We start from the raw sequence: 17,363 nt of genomic DNA, 5'->3' as shown, positions 1-17,363 counted from the left end.
AGGAGATCTCGCGCAACGTGCAGCAGGCCGCCTACGGCACCCAGCAGGTCTCCACCAACATCGCCGACGTACAGCGCGGTGCGGCCGAGACCGGCTCGGCCTCCTCGCAGGTGCTTTCCACCGCCAAGATGCTGGCGACCGACAGCAACCGGCTGAAGGACGAAGTCGGAAAATTCCTCCGAACGGTGCGCACCGCCTAAGTCAGCGCGGCGGCTTTCGTCGATCGCGCGGTTAGCGGTTACAGCGCCAGCAGAAATCCCATTGCGATCGCGAACAGCACGGCCGTCATGACGACGGCCGCCGCCGCGCCGGCGGCGATCCTGGCCTTCTCTTTGGCTGTGGTGGGGCGCATGGGGCGAGACGCGACCGATGACGTAAGCAGGTTCGCTTACGGACCGTTTCGGACCGCTCGCTTTGCCTGTATACTGTGGCTGCGTCGGAATTCACATCCCGTCCATGATCTCCAAGCGTCCACCCGTGCTCGCCCATGAGCGGTTCGTCGCCGACCGCGATAAATTCGCGGGCCTCGATCTGGCCGCGCGGTTCGAGCGCATCGAAAAGACGAACCTGTGGGGTGCGGCGACCTCGGTGTCCGGCCTCGGCTCGGAGGATCACGCGACCGCCGCGATCCGTGAGGTGCTTCCTCCGCTGTTGCAACGGCTCGGCGCGCGCTCGCTGCTCGACGCGCCCTGCGGGGACGCGGGCTGGATCGGCCGCATGAAGCTGGATCTCGACTACACCGGCATCGACATCGTGCCGTCATTGATCGAAGCCAATCGCCAGCGCGTCGCGGCCGGCGAGTTGTCAGGCCGGTTTCTCGTTGCCGACATCACGCGCGATGCACTGCCGCGCGCGGATATCGTTCTGTGCCGGGACTGCCTGGTGCATTTGAGCTTCGACAACATCGTTCGCGCCGTCGCGAACTTTCGCGCCACCGGCGCGCATTTCCTGCTGGTCACGACGTTCCCCGAATGGGACGGCAATCGCGATTGCGAGGACGGCGACTGGCGCGCGCTGAACATGGAGAAGGCACCGTTCGACTGGCCGGCACCGCGCGCGCTGATCAACGAGCGTTCCGAGGAGGGCGGTGGCGGCTGGCGCGACAAGAGCCTCGGGCTGTGGCGGCTCGATCAATTGTAGCCCGGATCGCTGCGCTCGATCCGAACTACAGGACCAACGAGAGTGGAGTGAATCCCGATGATCGATGCCCAATGCAGCTGCGGCGCTCTCGCGCTGTCACTTCCAGGACCTTCCAGCCTCGTGGTCGCCTGCCACTGCATTGACTGCCAGCGTCGGACCGGCGCGCCGTTCGGGGTCGGTGCGTTCTATCCGGCGGAGGGCGTCACGATCTCAGGGACGTCGAAGGAGTACGTCCGGACAGCCGCAAGCGGCGGCAAGGTCCGCAGCTATTTTTGCCCCGAGTGCGGTTCGACGGTCTATTGGAAGGCGGACAATCTGCCTGCAATGATCGGCGTTGCCGTGGGCGCGATCTCGGTTCCGAACTACCCGGCACCCATCCGCTCGGTTTTCGAACAGTCGAAACATGCCTGGGTGGAGATATCAGGCGCTGAGCACTTCCAGCAAAGCAGCGCACCGAAGCATTCGAAGTGAGAGTTGCGCGTCAAATTTCGCGCCAAGGCTTCGCGGCGAGATGAATTGACGCCGTTCCCGTCTGGTTCCGCCGAGGTTGGAATTTGCGGCAGTCCCTCTGCTTCGCGTGAGACAATAGCTGGCGATCCCGGGTTGGAACGAACGTGACAAAAACTCGTTTGCCGACCGGAGTAAACGATGAATAACGCTGAAATTTTCGAACCTTTCTTGGCGCGGTTGCGGGTCAGCACCGAAATTGACGAAGAGGACGAGGTCGCTATCCGTCATCTGCCAATCACGGTGAAGCGGATGGCTGGCGGTCAACCGGTCGTTTCTCTCGGAGATCGACCTTCCGCATGCTGCCTTGTCGTTGATGGCTTTATCCTGAGATCAAAGATCGTCGGCAATGGCCACCGCCAAATCATGGCCTTTCACCAACCCGGCGACATTCCCGATCTGCAGGGGCTCTTTCTGCATGTGATGGACCATGACGTCAGCACGCTTGGCGATAGCGTTCTCGGCTTCATTCCTCATGCAGCGGTGCGCTCACTCATAAGAAAGCGGCCCAACGTGGCCGAAGCGCTTTGGCGCGATACACTGACCGACGCCGCGATCTTCCGGGAGTGGATTTGCAACGTTGGTCAACGCGAAGCCACAAGCCGCGTGGCGCATCTCGTGCTTGAGCTTTACACCAGATTGAAGGCGATCGGCCGAGCGGACGGCTTGTCCTTCGATTTTCCGGCCTCTCAGGCACTCCTCGCCGACGCCGTCGGCACCAGTGTGGTTCACATGAATCGCGTCGTTCAGCAGTTGCGTGCTCAGCGCGTGTTGGACCTGGAGCGGGGAAGAATATTGATCCTTGATGAAGCCAGGTTGCGCGAAATAGCAGACTTCGACGTGCTTTACCTGCATCTCAATCCGTCGCTCTGAGCCATGAAGTTCTACTTCGACATCAAGGACGACTTTTTCGCTGCGGTCGACGAGGATGGGGTGGATTTGCCCGGCCCGGAAGCCGCCGAAAAAGAGGCGATCGCAATGGCGACCTCGATTGCCAGAGACGTCGCATCGGCAAAGGGGGCGCAGGTCCTCATTACAGTCAGGAACGAGAAGCACCCGCTGCTCGAGCTGAGTGTAACGGTCGCTCGGAAAACTCTGACGTGATGGCCTTGGAAATAGATTGTAGCCGTCGTCCGACTGAGGAGTGCCCCGATCTATAAGGCCGCGGTGTCGGCTAAATCGGTGGTGCCGGCTGAGGGGATTGAACCCCCGACCTTCGGTTTACAAAACCGCTTGTCTGTAAACAGGATATCGCCCAAGGGGGTGGAAAGCGCAAAATGTGTTGACAGTATAGCAGGTTAGTCCAGCCTGAGAAACTGAACGCTTGCAGAATGGGGCTCGGCGCTCCATACCCATGTATCCCCATGTATCCCCAAGTGACCAGGGAAATGGCAAACAAGCGATACGCGTTGACGAAGGAGTTGCTGAGCGAGGCCGACGCGAAGCGCGAAGCAGGCGACGAATGTCAGTTCGCCATCGACAATCCCAGAGGCCTCAGCATCCGCGTCAGGGGCGGGGAGGTCGCTTACTATGTTCAGGCTCGCACACGCGTCCGAGGTCAAAAATCGAAGGTCGTAAAGCGGCGGCTCGGTGCGGTGGGAGCTTTCAAGTTCGACCGGGTGAAGAAGATTGCCACGGAGGCAATATTCGCAATCAAGAACGGGCGCGACCCGGACGCCGTAATCGAAACAAGGTTGATGGGCGGAGACGAAAAGTCCGTCGCAGTTGCCGTTGACCGCGCTGAAGCCTCAAAAGGGGAACTGTGGACGTTCGAGACGCTGATCACTCAATACGCGCAACGAACGAAAAGCTCGAAAGACAGTCGCCATGAAGCACCCAAGTTGCGCCTTGCGCCTTCGTCCATCACCGAACTTGAGACAAGATTGCGAGATCGGCCGGAAAACGTCGAGCTCAAGAAGCGCTTCGTCAAGGAGCTTCGCCTCGAGGATCTCGAAGAGGTTCGCGACCTGATTGACGCCAGCGGTTCAGGCTCGTCAGCTGGAGCGAAATATGTGGATCTCGCAAAACGGGTGCTGCGCTGGGGGCTCAAGCAAAAGCGGCGCTTCACCGGCCTCGAGCCGACCGCGACTTGGTGGGAGGCGTTGTCCCATGAGTACGAAATGGAGGATCGCTCGGGGCGCTATCTGACTCCGGCACAGATCGGGATGCTCATTGCTCTTCTGGAGGCCGTCAGGCCTTTGGGAGGCAATAACAACGATGCCGTACTGGGTGCCCTGCAGGTTTCATGGATGATCCCCCAACGGAGCTCCGCTCTGGTGAATATGCTCGCGTTGGGCTCCGATCGCTGGCTTCCTGATCCTGCGCCGGAACGTGTCGGGTGGCGCGTCTATACCTGGAAACCCGAGGAGGTGAAAAACAAGCGCGAAATCAAATTGAGCGTGCCGCCTATTGCGCTCGAGATCCTCGAAAGAGTGGCGCGGTACTCAAAACAGCAGTTGGGCGCGGTGTCGACCTGGGCGTTTCCGCAGGATCGCAACAAGTATGTTGTGCGCGCTCTCGCCGCTAAACAACGTAAAGACAATCGCGTACCGGCCCACCTGGACAAGGCGATTACACCTTCCTCCCTCAATCACGCGCTCGATGCCTTGGCAGGACGCAAACCGGGCTGGCCCGACCTACTTACCGTCGTTGGGCTGCCGAACCGGATTGGCCCGCATGACGAGCGTCGGTCGGTCACGAGTTTCTTTGAGAATTTCGGCGAAGGCGCATATGCATCCGCGCTGCTGGATCACCGCGTGAGCGGCGCAGACAAGATGTCGCGCGAGGTTGCTGCCATTACCCAGACCGTCTATAGCGCCGCCGACCGCGTGGTGTTCAAGGCCGAAGGCATGCTGATGTGGATGGAAGCGGTGTTGCCGGCCTACGAAGCTGCAAAGAAGGACCCACGCTTGGAGAAGGCAGTCGAAATGCGAGCGGCCGCTTTGGCGGATGGCTTGCCGAATGGGAAAACGAGAGGGCGAGTCACGGCGCGTTCCGCGGGGGCGCTTGCCCCCGGTTAGGCTAAGGCTTCGCCTCCTCTACCGCTACCATCCAATGCTTAGAGGAACGGCATCAGGCCAATATCGGAGTTTGATATCGGCACCCGATCCGCTCGGGCTTGCTGCGCCGTCATCAACGACTAACGGCGTCCGGCAGCCATCCGTATATCCTCCGGGGAGAACATTATGGTCTGGCGAAGAAAGCCGGCGTTCCCGCCTTTCCTGAGAAACCGGAGCAGTCTCCGGACCAGATTATTTCCGAATGCTCACGGCGTACCAGCAGCACTTCTATGAACAGCAAAAAAGCCCGCCCGGACACTTCCGGCGCTGAGGCCAACCAGGACAGCCGCATCGGACATTCAATTGCGAGCTGGTCGAGTACACGAGATAATGGCCGTCCTGGTCGCCGGATGACAATTTTAAAACGAACGTTGGCTTTCCGGCACGGAGCATTTCGGCCGCCGCCGAAGACAGAGGAGCGTCATGCGTTCGTCGTATTTGGGAAGACGGTCCCCACACTTCCAGATACGGGTCACGAACAATTCGGCCGTTGTAGCGAACGATTTGACTCCTGGTAACGAACGATTTGCCCCTTGAACGTCTGCCTGACAGGGGGCGAACTCGAAGAAATCGTTCGCTACTTCTGAAAAATCGTTCGTTACTTTTCTAGGTGGGTAACGGGGGGCGTCGGCAAACTAGCGCCTACTCAACTCCCTACGACCCCTTTTATGCGGACGGCGTTTTTGTAGGCAAGAAACGCCGTCGAGAGTAGGCGAAAGCTTCTGCGACCCGGCTGATCCGACTGCGCCAAGAGGCGAATGGAGGCGCCTGTAAGCAGGAGCAGAAGGTGCCGGTGATCGACCATATGCCGCAGACCGAGACCGGCTGGTGTATCGCCGGAAATCCGGTGAGCCTCGGCATGCTGTCGGTGCGGTACGGCTCGCGTGACGAGACCGCACATGCCAAGCCGGGAGATGACGAGCCGCCTTTTGACGAGGCACGGTCTTGGGGGCGCTCGGGGCGGTAGATCTCGTTCACGACCAGGCTGAACCAGGAGCGTTGGAAGGATAGCGGCGCTACGAGCGGTATGAGCGCCGACGAAATCGCCGCTGCTGAGGCTCGACTGGCTGAAACTCGCCGCCGGCATGAAGGAGAATGGTGGAGGCGGAAGAGTGCTCAGCTGCGAGGTGCGGCGTGAAAGGTTTCAGTAACCGCTTCGCACGCCATCAATCATCGCGCGAGAGCGAGGAGGCTAAAGCTCCGAAATCCTTGCAGAATTTCTGTAGGCTCGCTACATAACGTATGACGCGCCGCCGGCTGGTACCCGACGACGCGCCACGTTTCATGCCTCAACTACGTTGTTGCATGACACCCTCCTTCCGGGGGCTTCCGTAGCTCCCCCGGTTCTAGACGACGGCCCTTGTGAGACCATCATACCCGGCAAACCCGGGCTGCCCCCTGCACCAGTGCTACGGCCTGGATGCAGACGGTAAGGTTAGACGACCGGGCTCGACACCAGCATTTTCTTGGCGGGCACCCTTGCACCGGCTCCCTGAGAAAACCAAGCTGTGTTTCTTACACCACGCCTATCTCGTGCTCGGCGGCCCTCGTGGCCGCCGCAGCTTTATTCAATGCAGGCTAACCTCCGTATCGCCATCGAGGTCGAGGCCTTCGAAGGGGGCGCCCTTGACGGCGAACTGCTCGCGGTCCGCGGCGCGTCCACTGTCCATGTTCTTTATTGCCTTCGGCACGCCTGCGCCGTCGGCGAGCTTGCGCCACCAGCGACGGAATTCATTCCCGCTCCAAGGCTTCCCGCTCCACTCTGAAATGATGATGGGTCCGCTCTTAGGGACGATGCCCTTAAACTGCTTCTGCAGTTCTTCCATCACCATCGGCGCGCGCTTCAGATCCAGTTCGAGCAACTTGCCGCCGAAACTCGTTTCATGGCGCAGCACCAGGGCATCATCGACGTTTTCCCATCGGATACCGTGCAGCCACTTCATGCCGTTGACGATGATGTCGGACGTGCCTGGTTCGGTCGCCGGCACGTACTCGCCGATCGCGTCCTTCTGTCCAAGGCCGAACTCGAACTGAATCGCCTGTGCCAGCGCAATCGACGGCTTGCCCTTCGCGTGAGCCTCCGCCCGAATCGCTGTTGCGTGCTCTTTGGTGAGGCGCTCCTCACGGGCAGGCGGGGTGGGGAACCTCATCCGGTTCATGATTATGCTCAGCCGCTGGCACCCGGCATCATCCAAGGTTACAGTCCCGAAACTCAACAGACCGCGAAGTTTCGTTACGAACGCGTGGCCCGTGGCCAATTTGCCGCCGTCGGCCCAGCTCTCGTACATTTTCCAGATGCTATCGGCATTGAGGTCAGCGAGGCGCTTCTCGCCGAAGTCCGAGACGATGCGGTCAATGAAGTTATCGGCGTTGTTGCGCGTGCCGAACCGGAGCGCCCGGTACGGCGAGCGCTCGTCGGTGCGGTAGATATCGGCCAGCTGGGCGATGGTCTCAACGCCATTCCAGGGAAGCTTGATGTTCTCCGCCGGCGGGGCGGGGACCTCCAGGGGAGCAGGAGGTGCCGGCTGGGCTTCGGGCTGTGGTGAAGACCGGAGTTTCCGGAACTCCGCCCAATCTGCCTCACTGATGACACGCAGATGGTATTTTTTGGCAAGCTCCTGCAGGGCGGCCATATCTGCCGTTGTTTCACGCTCAATCTTGGCCCGCGCCTCCAAAAGGAGGCGGATTTCGGCGGCCTTCATAACGGCGCTAATGGGGTCCTGCGAGTCTGACATTCACTGTTAATAGATGACTCTAACTGTTGATGCAACAGTGAAAGGGTCGGTGTTGGTTCCTTTACCCCGAAACCTTCACCCGTCTCGCCATTGACTCGAGGTTCGCGTTTCGTTCTATTGGGCAAAATCTCAGGTTTGGTCATGCCCACACTCGAATATCTCCGCTCGGAAATCGAGCGTATGCGCTCGCAGGTCAGCCGCCAGCGCAAGGAAATCCTGCAGCTTCAGCGCGCCGGCTTATCGACGGCCTCGGCCGAGACCCTGCTTCAGCGGATGCTGGGCAAGGTTGACGACCTTTGCGCAGAGCGTGACCGCCAAGTGAGGGCAGCGAAGGAAGGCCCGACCTACGATTCCGGCAAACGGATACGGGGCACCCCGGCAAACCGCAGGGCCTGATGGCGGTTTCCGGCGCCGTGGGTGATGGTGGAGGAGGAGCAGTGTTTCCGCGTGAAGAACGCGAACGGCTTCTCCGTCTGCTCTGTTCCCCACCGCGAAGACCTTCACGCCCGTACCAGTACGCCAAGCAATTTCTAAACCGTGACGAGGCGAGGCGGATCGCGAAGGCAATCTCGCGCCTGCCGGAGCTTTTGAAGAGGCCGCAGTACTGAGGGCATTGCTTTATCGCACCGCGTTCCCGAGCTGTTCGGCTGCCGTTCTAGTTGACGTTGAAAATACAACCTGGAATCTCGATTGCGGTTGTATGTGAGAGCGCGTGGGAACGCGGCATAGGCCTCGCTGTTGGAGAGCACCGGCCAAGAAGCCGCAAGCTTCGCGTAACCCGAGCGGTAACAGAAGCCCAAGCCATCCTGGCTCGCTACCTCGAGCCCGGACCGCGGGACTGCGAGAGCACAATCAATGACCTGCTGGCCGTTCTCGAAGATGAGCGGCTTGTCCAGGCGATGGAGGAGGAAGATGAGCGACAATCTCACCAAAAGGGACCAGCGCGACCGTAGCAAGATCAACATGCATGAAGACTTCGAGATCAAGTATCGGACCAAGCAGCTTGGTGTCTCAAAGGACGAGTTGCAGAAGGCTGTCGACAAGGTAGGCAATTCGGCCGCCGCGGTTCGCAAAGAATTGGCGGCGTAACCCAGGCGCGCGGTATGCTTGCGATCGTTGGAGCAAGGCCCGCGCGCTTTTTCATGTCATGAGCAATCCCAGCTGTCCCATCTGCTTCGGCATCGGCTTTGTTTGCGAGAACCACCCGGACCGGGCTTGGAGCGAAAAGCTTGGCTGCCAATGTGGTGCCGGTGAGCCTTGCGCTTGCAACCGCTCCGACGACATCGACGCGGGAATCGAAGAGCCTGACGCAAGCCAGATTATTTCCGATCCGATCGGAAAGAAGCATCATTGACGGGCCGCCGAATTCGGCCCAGGATTCCTCCATGCAGACAATTCATGCCACGAAGCGGCGCCGGCCTGGCCGCCCGCTGATGTAGGGTCAGCATACCGTTCCTGTTCGTGTGCCAGCGAAACTTCTGGGTGAAGTTAAAGCGATGGTCCGCAAGGCCTCGCGCAAGCGTCCTCTGTACCTTGTGGGTAAATCAATCAAAGCGCTTTGATTGAGCCGCAATTACGTGCTCGGCTTGGACTTGGGAGCGACACTCGGCGTTAGCAGGGTGTCTCTTGATGGAGGTCTCGATGCCCAGGCACTTCGGTTTGAAGTCAGCATCGGAAGTCGCACGGTTTGCGTTCACGGGGCCGTCCAGCGCTTCGCTGGACCGGACTGCCTCGGCGTCTCCATCGAAGAGCCATTCTCTGAACAGTTCTCCAGTGTCGAAGCGCTCTTCCCAATGCTCGGAGCTGCCGTACTCGCCTGCGAGCTGGCGGGGCTCCGTTGGTCGGCGGTCCATTTCAGCAAACTGAAGCTGCACGCCATCGGCAAAGGCAACGCCAAAAACCGATATGCAAGCGGCCGCGAAAGCGCGCTGGGGGAAGGACCTCGGCGAGGATGAAGCGACGCGGCCTGGGCCGGCGCTTTCGCGTTGGACCTTAAACTATTCGGTCAGCAGCCAGCAAAAGGCCCCAGCCCCAGGGGAAGGGCTAAGACCTCGGGACGGGTCCTCGCGCTGTCTGGACGCGGTGACTGAACAGAAAGCCTAAGTCGCGATCTGGCGTTCCTAAAAGGACCGGGGCCACTGACTTTCATCAGCGGCCCCCCGGGTCTCTTCAAAATTACGAAATGAAAAGGGATTGCCAGCCCCGGTCTCATTATCCTCGCTCCAATATTTCCATTAGGCAATCTCATTTTGACGTTCCACAAAAGGAACCATCTACTTAGCTTTGCTCGCCTAGTACGCGGCGGGTGCTCTAATCAGCGAGGAGTGGTCGGTGCAACGACAAGCGCCGCTCCGCCCCGATCATGGGTACCAGAAACTGCGTCATTTCCCTGCTGGCCCAAACCGGATCAGCCGGGCGGGCCTGGCGATGAAAGGCCCGCGGGGGAAGGTCGCCACGCTCAATCCAAATTGACAAGATATGCTAGGACCAAGTCTTCGGTCTGGGCTTGGATAGCTGCCTTTCGATAGATGGCAATCTCGGCTTCGTCAGCTCTGCGAACTGTCAACTTGGCCGTCGAGGAGCAAAGCGGGAGGCCGTTCGATGTAATCGCGCTTAAGTCGTCACGAACCCAGTCCTCTTTGCACAACTCGAAGGCTTCCCGGAAATTCTTCGCCTCGAACGCGAACGTAGCTTTGCCCTCAACGTCCATCGTGAATACCGAGCCCGAGAAAACAGTCATGACACTCACTTTCATTGGCCTGTCTTGTTATCCGGCCACTTGCCTGCCGGGACCTTTAAGCCCAAAATCCGTTAACCTGGGAAGACCAATTCAGGGGATTGGCCATGGGCATCGAGCGCATGCACTCGCCGAAATACTGGCGGGATCGCGCCGAGGAGTTTCGCGCTAAGGCGGACAACTGCGAGTATCCCGACACGCGAGATGCGCTTCGCAATGTCGCCAAGAACTACGACGACCTGGCGCGAAGCGCTGAGGAAATCCGACGTACCGCTGAGGCTGCCTAGTAGCTGGGGAATATGCCGACCATCAGCGCGAGCTAGAACGGAAGCTCCCCGGCCAGATGAATTAACGCTGCGTCAGTGCGCTTCCGCCAAAGGGCATTTGACGGGCGAGGCGCGCGCAAGAAGCTGGCGGCTTTCCTCGATCCGCTCCCGCGTTTCAGCGATGGCAGACCTAAGCAGTTCCGCCTCCAGTCTTATCTTCTGCACAGCTTCCTTGGCTTCGTCGCGGGCGCGGCGTTCATGGTTTTCCATGGCGCACAGAGGATCATCTCGTTTCCAGCCACGCGCAATATCCCATGATAAAGCGGCCTTAGTTGGCGCCCTTTCATCGGACTTCTGCTCGTGGCTCTTAGCTCAGCGTCCCGCGAGGTCTGCTCTTCCGAGGCAAGCTGAAAGCGCGCGACTTGAGCCGGCAAGGCAGCTTTTGACCACACGACCAAGACCCTAAGCGGACTGGGAGAACCACTATTGGTCCGTACTGCATTGCAAAAACGATAAACCTTGAGGTGCGTGCCACTCCTCGGGCCTAATCCGGTGGCTGCTCGATTTGCAAATTTCGGTAATTGGGGAGGATGATGATGAAGTTCTTGCTCGGAATTCTAATTGCGTCACTTTTCACATTCGCAGCAAACGCCCAAGACTCGCCATTTCGGAAGGAATTAAAGCGAGCAGATTTGACCGGCACAAATATGGAGGTCATCACCAGCATCTCGGAGATCAAGCCCGGCGACACCTCAACGCTCCATATCCATCATGGAGAAGAGTCATTTTACATTTTAGAAGGAGGCACCATTGAACTTCCGGATGGCAAACAAGTGCCCTTCCCAACCGGCATTGCTGCTGTAAACATTCGGGATACTCCGCACGGGTCTTTCAAGGTCGTTGGTGATAAGGCGGTGAAGCTGCTGACGGTGCACATCGTCGACAAGGGCAAACCGCTCTACGACAAGCCGCCCCCCAAGTAGGATATGCATAGGGGCGCTCATCGTACCTGATTTGATGGCGCCCCTGCCACGGCGCGAATGTCGCCATTTCGGCCATCGCTTTCTTCGGGGCGGTCTAGCCAGATCTCGGTTCGTAGGGGCGGACCGGACGTTTACTGCTGAGCGCCACGCCGAAGCTGTCGAGCCATCCAGTAATTGCTTTGAGCGGATTCGTGGACGCTTCTACTGTAGCGAAACATTTAGGGGCTCTCTGTCTCTCGTGCCCATGAGTTGGGAGCCGAACGAGCCCAAGACTTAGGAGAGATAGGGCATGCTGAGGAACGCAAAAAATGGCAAGCCGGCTTCCAGCCAGGGACCGAATCGGGCGCGGGCGTTCTATTCGAAAAAACTCGGGCTTGATCCCGTCGAACAGCGCCAAGGCGGGCTCCGCTACGTCTGCGCGGGCGGCGAGTTTGCAATGTTCGTCTCAGCCGGAGTGCAATCTGGTACCCACACGCAGATGGGCTGGGAGGTCGAAGACATCGAGGCAACGGTGCGCGAGCTTCGCGCCCGGGGAGTCGAGTTCGAGACGTATGATTTGCCTGGCCTGAAGACCGTTGATGGTATTGCGGACATACAGGGAAATTACGCCAGTAAGGGTATCGGTGAGCGAGGCGCTTGGTTCCGCGACAGCGAAGGCAACCTTCTTGGAATCGGGCAGCCGTTCGATCTTTGACGGGCCGCTGGGGCGCTGTGGTGCAGCCGCCGAACGCAATCAGCTAGGTGCGCCGTGACGGGAGGGCATCGCTTCCGCTGACGCAGCGTCGATGCGAGTCGGCTCATGAGGGCAGACCGGAAGTTCGCAGCCGGGCGCCAGTTCGGCGGCTTGTGGACCCGAAGCGGCCATTCGGACCCTAGCCGAAGGGCCGTTTCGTATGATTGAATAGGCAGGATCGTCCGAACGCGAAGGCAAAGTCTTATGGACAAGCTCAGCTTTCAAAATCCCCTTTTTCAAACCTATGCAATCGCTGCCTGTATAATGATTCTCAAAACAGTCATGATGTCGTGGTTGACGGTTGCTCGGATGATGCAGGTAAACGGCGGGTTTCGTTCCCCGGAGGACGTTAAAAAGACGATCCTCAACCCCAATCCAACTGCTGAACAATTGGTGCCCAATGAATATGTAGATCGCATTCGGCGAATTCAGCTGAACGATCTTGAAAACTTGCCGTTCTTCTTGGTTGCTGGATTTCTCTTCATTTTGACCGAGCCATCCATAACGCTCGCTCAATGGCTGCTATATGGCTACGTCACTTCGCGGCTGTTGCATTTTGCTGCCTATTTCACGGCAAGGACGCACGACACGCGCGCAACGCTCTGGACCCTAGGTTCTCTGATTTTGATCTATATGAGTTGCTGGACGCTTTTTGTTGCATTCCGTCAGTAACAATGCCCCCATCGCTACCGTTGACGCCGTGCCGCTACATGTCGGCTCAGAGCGGTAGACCGGAGTTTGCAGCGGAGTGCTAGACTGGCGCTTTTGAGCCGGTTGCGTAGGCGAGACGGCTTTGCAACCGACTCGGCCCCCACCAAGGACATGGGCTGCCGCGTGCCGTACATGAGCGTTCGCCATAGCCATTCGACAGGACCGTATCGGGGGCGTCTCAACCACCACGCGCTGAAAAATATCTGGCAGACGTACACCGTAAGCCCGATGGCGAGCGCCTCGGCCGCGCTGAGGTGCCCGAAAAGTCCCAAGCCGTGTCCGTAGAAAATCCAACCAAAGATCAAGGACTGGGCCAGATAGTTCGTGAACGCCATCCGGCCCAACGGCACAGCCCAGCCCAACAGCATTTTTCCGCTCCTCAGTTCTGCAACCGCGACGAATGTTGCACCGTAGCCAAGAGCGAGAAGGATCGTGCCCATGGGAGAAGCCACTGCGCCAACACCGACGCTCGCCAGAGCGCCGTTGATCTTCAGAAAGATCAAGGCTGCGCCCAGACCGCAGCAGCCGGCCGCCTCACGGGCGAACCGACCTATCGGGGACTTCCGGCGGAAAGCCGGTTCCGTTTCTAATTTTGGGGCTCGGTGACCCCTTAAGTAAGGTCTCGCTCTCCTGATTGAGAATACCTTCCAATCAATTCGTCAGCTGGCACCGGAAAGCGTAGCGGTGCTACGACTTGGTTCACCAGCCGTGACCAGGGGGAGCTATGGGCGTAATCGAACGAAACAACGTCCATGTTCGCGAATCGGGCAGCCGGAGCATGATTTTTGCCCATGGTTTCGGCTGTGACCAAAACATGTGGCGGTTCGTGGAGTCCGCCTTCGCAAGCGAGTTCAAGACGGTGCTCTTCGACCATGTCGGTGCGGGCGGTTCTGACCTGAAAGCCTATGACAAGGAGAAATATTCATCATTGGGGGGCTATGCCGACGATGTCGTCGAGATCGGGCGCGAGCTTGGTTTGGCAGATGCGGTATTCGTGGGCCACTCGGTCAGCAGCATGATCGGCGCGCTGGCGGCGCAGAAGGCGCCGGGCATGTTCGGCAAGCTCGTGATGATCGGTCCGTCGCCGCGGTACATTGATGACGGCGACTATTTTGGCGGCTTCACCGAAAGCCAAATCGACGAACTTCTTCAGTTCCTCGACTCCAATCACATGGGCTGGTCGGTACAGATGGCACCCGCGATCATGGGCAATCCGGATCGGCCCGAGCTTGGCCAGGAATTGACCAACAGTTTCTGCCGAACTGATCCGGACATCGCCAAGGCATTCGCCCGGGTCACCTTCAAGTCCGACAACCGCGCGGACCTCGGTAAAGTCGATGTTCCGACGCTGATCCTTCAGTGCAGCGACGACATTATCGCGTCGAGACCAGTTGGCGAGTTCGTCAATCGCGCAATCCCGAACAGCGAGATCGTCTTCCTTGAGGCGACCGGCCATTGCCCCAATCTCAGCGCGCCCGATGAAGTTGTTGCGGCCATGCGAAGCTTTGTCTGAGGCCTGCGGTGGATGATCCGCGGATCGACGATTTCGAGGACATGTTCGAGAACGCTCCGTGCGCGTACATCACTCTGCTGCCTAACGGACGCATCGAGCGCGTGAACAAGACGCTTCTCGGCTGGATCGGCCACACCGCCGAGCACATGGCAGGCAAACGGTTCAGCGACTTTCTGAACATGGCAGGTCGCATCTATTTCGAAACCCACATAGCGCCGCTGCTGCGGATGCAGGGCTCCTTCGACGAGTTCGCGATCGAATTGATGACGGCGGCAGGCGAGCCGCTCCAGATGATTGCGAACGCGCGCGAGGCGCGGGATGCCGCCGGCAAGGCGCTGTTCACCCGGCTGGCTTTGATCAAGGCCACGGATCGGCGACGCTACGAGCATGAGCTTCTGCAAGCGCGCGATGTCGCAACGACCAATCTGGAAAGCGAACGCGAGACTTCGGAATTGCGCGAGCAGTTCATCGCCGTGCTCGGCCATGACCTCCGAAATCCTCTGGCTTCGATAAGTGCCGGGGCCCGCATCCTAGGTCGCGAGGCGAAGAGCGACAAGGAGCACCAGGTCATCGCAATGCTGGAGACGACGGTTCTGCGGATGGCGGGACTGATCGACAACGTGCTTGACTTCGCGCGGGGCCGTCTCGGTGGAGGTATCACCCTTGATCGCGATACCCGAAGACCGCTTGAACCTGTGCTGCACCAGGTGATCGATGAGCTGCGGCTGTCTTCGCCCGGTCGCCAGATCGAAGCTGAATATGCGATCAACGTTCCCGTTGATTGTGACAGAAGCAGAATAGGGCAGCTGGTGTCCAACCTCGTCGGAAATGCGCTCAGCCACGGCGCGTCCAACGAGCCGGTTCGCGTGCGCGCAGTCACCGAAGACGGCTTATTTAGAATGTCAGTCGCTAACTGCGGGGAACCCATACCTGAGGCGGCCATGGACAGGCTGTTCGAGCCGTTCTTCCGAGGCGAGGTGCGAGCGAGTCGGCAAGGTCTTGGCCTCGGTCTCCACATTGCCGCGCAGATCGCAAAGGCACATGAGGGTACGCTGACCGTAAGCTCTACAAGGGAGGAAACTCGCTTCACCTTTTTGATGCCCCTTCGATAATCTATAGAAGAGCAAGGTCCGTAGTGGCCCATCGCTTCCGTTGGCGGGGTATCGCTCCATGTCGGCTCACAGGAGCAGACCGGAAGTTCGCACCCGATTGTGACCCTCAACGGACATCGGTCTGGCATCCGCTCGGAAGGTATTACGTTGCCAAATTGTTCGTATCCTCAGACTGGTACTGGCGTGTTTTCATCATCAGTGGCCTAGTTTGAATTCGCACCGGCCTAATTGGAATGCCCAACCGAGTTGACTCGCTATTGTGGAACCACATCATTTATGGTTCCGCATCACCGCCCCGCCTCTGGCTTTTATCGGTGACCGAGAGTTTTCGCGCTCCCGCCACTACCGGAGCGTTGTCATGCCGAACTCACGCCACGCGCCTATTTGCCCAAGTTGCAACCGTTCAATGACGTTGAACTACAGCCCGGAGGCGTGCCGCCCCGAACCTTCCAGTGCCTTGACTGCGAGCGGCCCGACCCGATGAAGTCGCCTCAGGTGCATGCCATTATGGGTGCGTTACAGCCCATAAAGCCTCAGCAGTAGGGCCGCCGCCGGTCGGCGCGGTGATTTGCTTTGTTCACTTTTGAACCGAAGCGACTTAGGCTAGTTTACCCGTATCACCGGCCAGGCTTTGCCGTGGGCGTCGGTGGCTGAGAGATCGCGCGCTCCCGCCTGCATCACCGGGAGCGAAGCATGACCAGCGACAGTACCAGCTTTGAAACGCGGAAACTGCTAGAACGCGCCGATCGGGCCATTGACGAAACTGTTCGCCTCCGGGCGCTCAATCGGGGCATCAGGGAAAAGGCAGAGATCGCCTTCTCTGAGATTGGATGGCAGATTTCTCAGCCGATCGAAAAGTAAGGCCGCCTGAGTAGGCGGAACTTGGAACCATCGCCCCAAACATAGCGTTGCGACTCCATGCCGCGAGAAATCGCTATCACGCTATGGTCCTTAGCTGCCGCCTGCGTGGTGGCGTTTAGCTTTGCGGCTGTCCTCTCTCCTCACTAACTGAATATGCAAAACAGGCTAAGAGGCCGCCCTGACTTGGCGGCCTCTTCGTTGTCGCCAAGCGCAAGGAAATGGCCCCAAGCAACTCCGGGGCTGATCCAGCCGCGATTTTCATTACCGTTATGGTCGCGCTGGACGAGCACTATCCGCACGGTCTTTACACCGATCGCGCGCAAGCGATGCTGCGTGAATCCAGCATCGTTCAGGTGGTAGTCTCGCTCGATGGAGCGGGAGGACTCGGCATCGGTAGCCCGTATTCCTGCGCTCGCTTCGCCGCCAACTTTCGGTAGGACTGAGCTTGCGCCAGCAACTGGTCTTTGAGGCGTGAATCAGATCCATCTGCCGCCAGCGCTTCAAGCTGAACTGCACGCTCAAGATAGTCCGTCAACTGCTTCACTGGTCCCTACTTCCTGGGAAGGCCGTCCTCTTGTCGCGCCACGCCGGGTTTGACGGCCTTCAAAAGGTCGCTCAACGGCGGGGGCGGGGCAGTGTTTGGCTTGGTCAACCAGTCGCTCATCTGGGCCGCCTTTTCCGCCTGATCCGCACGCTTCATTAGAAGCTCGCGTTCGGTGCCCGGAGCAAGCCGCTCTGCGGCTTCCCTAGACTTTGCCGCCTCTTCCATCAGGCGATCCGTGAATGTCTTGCTATGCGTGACCCGAAGACGCTCGCTCATGTGTTACTCCCACCTTGCACCGCGAAATGGCGCTATCGGACCTTGATACAACAACCCAGAATGGGAACATAAGTTCCACCCTTGGAACGAGCGAACGGGAAGGCCATGACCCTAGCGCATCGTGTCAGGTCAAACCTAGAAGTCGTACTGGAAGAGGTTTGCCGTGACCTTCCGAACGGCGGTGAC

The 17,363-nt window shown here is 59.0% G+C and carries 21 protein-coding genes and 1 pseudogene; 17 read left to right on the top strand and 5 right to left on the bottom strand.

Features of this window, described 5'->3' with window-relative positions:
• From IVB47_RS00450 to IVB47_RS00420, 7 genes and pseudogenes are all read left to right on the top strand, one after another.
• A pseudogene (locus tag IVB47_RS00450) lies at positions 1–200 on the top strand (methyl-accepting chemotaxis protein); the annotation flags it as partial.
• A gap of 256 nt (positions 201–456) precedes the next feature.
• A complete protein-coding gene (locus IVB47_RS00445; RefSeq protein WP_247459290.1) occupies positions 457–1,140 on the top strand; it encodes a class I SAM-dependent methyltransferase in 684 nt (227 codons plus the stop codon).
• Positions 1,141–1,197: 57 nt separating this feature from the next.
• Positions 1,198–1,611 (top strand): GFA family protein, encoded by a 414-nt coding sequence (locus IVB47_RS00440; protein ID WP_247459288.1) that lies wholly within the window; start codon positions 1,198–1,200, stop codon positions 1,609–1,611.
• A gap of 177 nt (positions 1,612–1,788) precedes the next feature.
• The gene (locus tag IVB47_RS00435; protein WP_247459286.1) at positions 1,789–2,520 is read left to right on the top strand and encodes a Crp/Fnr family transcriptional regulator; all 732 of its coding nucleotides are present in this window, start codon (positions 1,789–1,791) and stop codon (positions 2,518–2,520) included.
• A gap of 3 nt (positions 2,521–2,523) precedes the next feature.
• The gene (locus tag IVB47_RS00430; RefSeq protein WP_027568432.1) at positions 2,524–2,751 is read left to right on the top strand and encodes a hypothetical protein; all 228 of its coding nucleotides are present in this window, start codon (positions 2,524–2,526) and stop codon (positions 2,749–2,751) included.
• A 305-nt stretch (positions 2,752–3,056) separates the two neighbouring features.
• Positions 3,057–4,667 carry a hypothetical protein gene (locus tag IVB47_RS00425; protein ID WP_247459284.1) on the top strand — a complete coding sequence of 537 codons (1,611 nt, stop codon included), beginning with the start codon at positions 3,057–3,059 and terminating at the stop codon, positions 4,665–4,667.
• Positions 4,668–5,493: 826 nt separating this feature from the next.
• Entirely contained in the window at positions 5,494–5,673 is a 180-nt protein-coding gene (locus tag IVB47_RS00420) for a hypothetical protein (RefSeq protein ID WP_247459283.1), read from the top strand.
• A gap of 601 nt (positions 5,674–6,274) precedes the next feature.
• Here IVB47_RS00420 and IVB47_RS00415 read toward each other — a convergent pair.
• A complete protein-coding gene (locus tag IVB47_RS00415) occupies positions 6,275–7,408 on the bottom strand; it encodes a hypothetical protein (protein ID WP_247459280.1) in 1,134 nt (377 codons plus the stop codon).
• A 174-nt stretch (positions 7,409–7,582) separates the two neighbouring features.
• Here IVB47_RS00415 and IVB47_RS00410 point away from each other — a divergent pair, with 174 nt between their 5' ends.
• Positions 7,583–7,837 carry a hypothetical protein gene (locus tag IVB47_RS00410; protein WP_247459278.1) on the top strand — a complete coding sequence of 85 codons (255 nt, stop codon included), beginning with the start codon at positions 7,583–7,585 and terminating at the stop codon, positions 7,835–7,837.
• Between the two features lie 516 nt (positions 7,838–8,353).
• Entirely contained in the window at positions 8,354–8,530 is a 177-nt protein-coding gene (locus IVB47_RS00405; protein ID WP_247459277.1) for a DUF3606 domain-containing protein, read from the top strand.
• Positions 8,531–9,899: 1,369 nt separating this feature from the next.
• Here IVB47_RS00405 and IVB47_RS00400 read toward each other — a convergent pair.
• Positions 9,900–10,196, bottom strand: a complete 297-nt coding sequence (locus tag IVB47_RS00400; protein ID WP_247459275.1) for a hypothetical protein — start codon at positions 10,194–10,196, stop codon at positions 9,900–9,902.
• An 89-nt stretch (positions 10,197–10,285) separates the two neighbouring features.
• On the opposite strand from IVB47_RS00400, the gene IVB47_RS00395 reads away from it, so the two are divergent.
• Entirely contained in the window at positions 10,286–10,465 is a 180-nt protein-coding gene (locus IVB47_RS00395; protein WP_247459273.1) for a hypothetical protein, read from the top strand.
• A gap of 72 nt (positions 10,466–10,537) precedes the next feature.
• Here IVB47_RS00395 and IVB47_RS00390 read toward each other — a convergent pair whose 3' ends face one another.
• Positions 10,538–10,714, bottom strand: coding sequence for a hypothetical protein (locus tag IVB47_RS00390; protein WP_247459272.1), 177 nt, complete (start codon positions 10,712–10,714; stop codon positions 10,538–10,540).
• A 320-nt stretch (positions 10,715–11,034) separates the two neighbouring features.
• Between IVB47_RS00390 and IVB47_RS00385 the strand changes: the two genes are divergently transcribed.
• The 3 genes from IVB47_RS00385 (at position 11,035) to IVB47_RS00375 (ending at position 12,832) form a co-directional block, all read left to right on the top strand.
• Complete coding sequence (locus IVB47_RS00385; protein ID WP_247459271.1) at positions 11,035–11,427, top strand: cupin domain-containing protein; 393 nt, start codon at positions 11,035–11,037, stop codon at positions 11,425–11,427.
• Between the two features lie 289 nt (positions 11,428–11,716).
• Positions 11,717–12,121, top strand: coding sequence for a VOC family protein (locus tag IVB47_RS00380; protein ID WP_247459269.1), 405 nt, complete (start codon positions 11,717–11,719; stop codon positions 12,119–12,121).
• 243 nt (positions 12,122–12,364) lie between these two features.
• Positions 12,365–12,832 carry an MAPEG family protein gene (locus tag IVB47_RS00375; RefSeq protein ID WP_247459267.1) on the top strand — a complete coding sequence of 156 codons (468 nt, stop codon included), beginning with the start codon at positions 12,365–12,367 and terminating at the stop codon, positions 12,830–12,832.
• A gap of 14 nt (positions 12,833–12,846) precedes the next feature.
• Here IVB47_RS00375 and IVB47_RS00370 read toward each other — a convergent pair whose 3' ends face one another.
• Positions 12,847–13,386, bottom strand: coding sequence for a DUF418 domain-containing protein (locus IVB47_RS00370; protein WP_256467784.1), 540 nt, complete (start codon positions 13,384–13,386; stop codon positions 12,847–12,849).
• Positions 13,387–13,595: 209 nt separating this feature from the next.
• On the opposite strand from IVB47_RS00370, the gene IVB47_RS00365 reads away from it, so the two are divergent.
• The 4 genes from IVB47_RS00365 to IVB47_RS00350 all read left to right on the top strand — a co-directional run bounded on the left by IVB47_RS00365 (position 13,596) and on the right by IVB47_RS00350 (position 16,794).
• Positions 13,596–14,384 carry an alpha/beta hydrolase gene (locus IVB47_RS00365; protein WP_247459262.1) on the top strand — a complete coding sequence of 263 codons (789 nt, stop codon included), beginning with the start codon at positions 13,596–13,598 and terminating at the stop codon, positions 14,382–14,384.
• Between the two features lie 41 nt (positions 14,385–14,425).
• Positions 14,426–15,496: a HAMP domain-containing sensor histidine kinase gene (locus IVB47_RS00360; RefSeq protein WP_247459533.1), complete on the top strand. Its 1,071-nt coding sequence runs from the start codon at positions 14,426–14,428 to the stop codon at positions 15,494–15,496.
• Between the two features lie 693 nt (positions 15,497–16,189).
• Positions 16,190–16,357: a hypothetical protein gene (locus IVB47_RS00355; RefSeq protein ID WP_247459260.1), complete on the top strand. Its 168-nt coding sequence runs from the start codon at positions 16,190–16,192 to the stop codon at positions 16,355–16,357.
• Between the two features lie 218 nt (positions 16,358–16,575).
• A complete protein-coding gene (locus IVB47_RS00350; RefSeq protein WP_247426230.1) occupies positions 16,576–16,794 on the top strand; it encodes a hypothetical protein in 219 nt (72 codons plus the stop codon).
• Positions 16,795–16,907: 113 nt separating this feature from the next.
• On the opposite strand, the gene IVB47_RS00345 is transcribed toward IVB47_RS00350, so the two are convergent.
• On the bottom strand, positions 16,908–17,177 hold the full coding sequence (locus tag IVB47_RS00345) for a hypothetical protein (protein WP_247459258.1): 270 nt from the start codon (positions 17,175–17,177) through the stop codon (positions 16,908–16,910).
• Positions 17,178–17,363: the final 186 nt, after the last annotated feature.

Source organism: Bradyrhizobium sp. 62 (assembly GCF_023073035.1).
GTDB lineage: Bacteria > Pseudomonadota > Alphaproteobacteria > Rhizobiales > Xanthobacteraceae > Bradyrhizobium.
The sequence above is the reverse complement of the archived record's forward strand: the minus strand, read 5'-3'. Positions and strand labels throughout refer to the sequence as shown.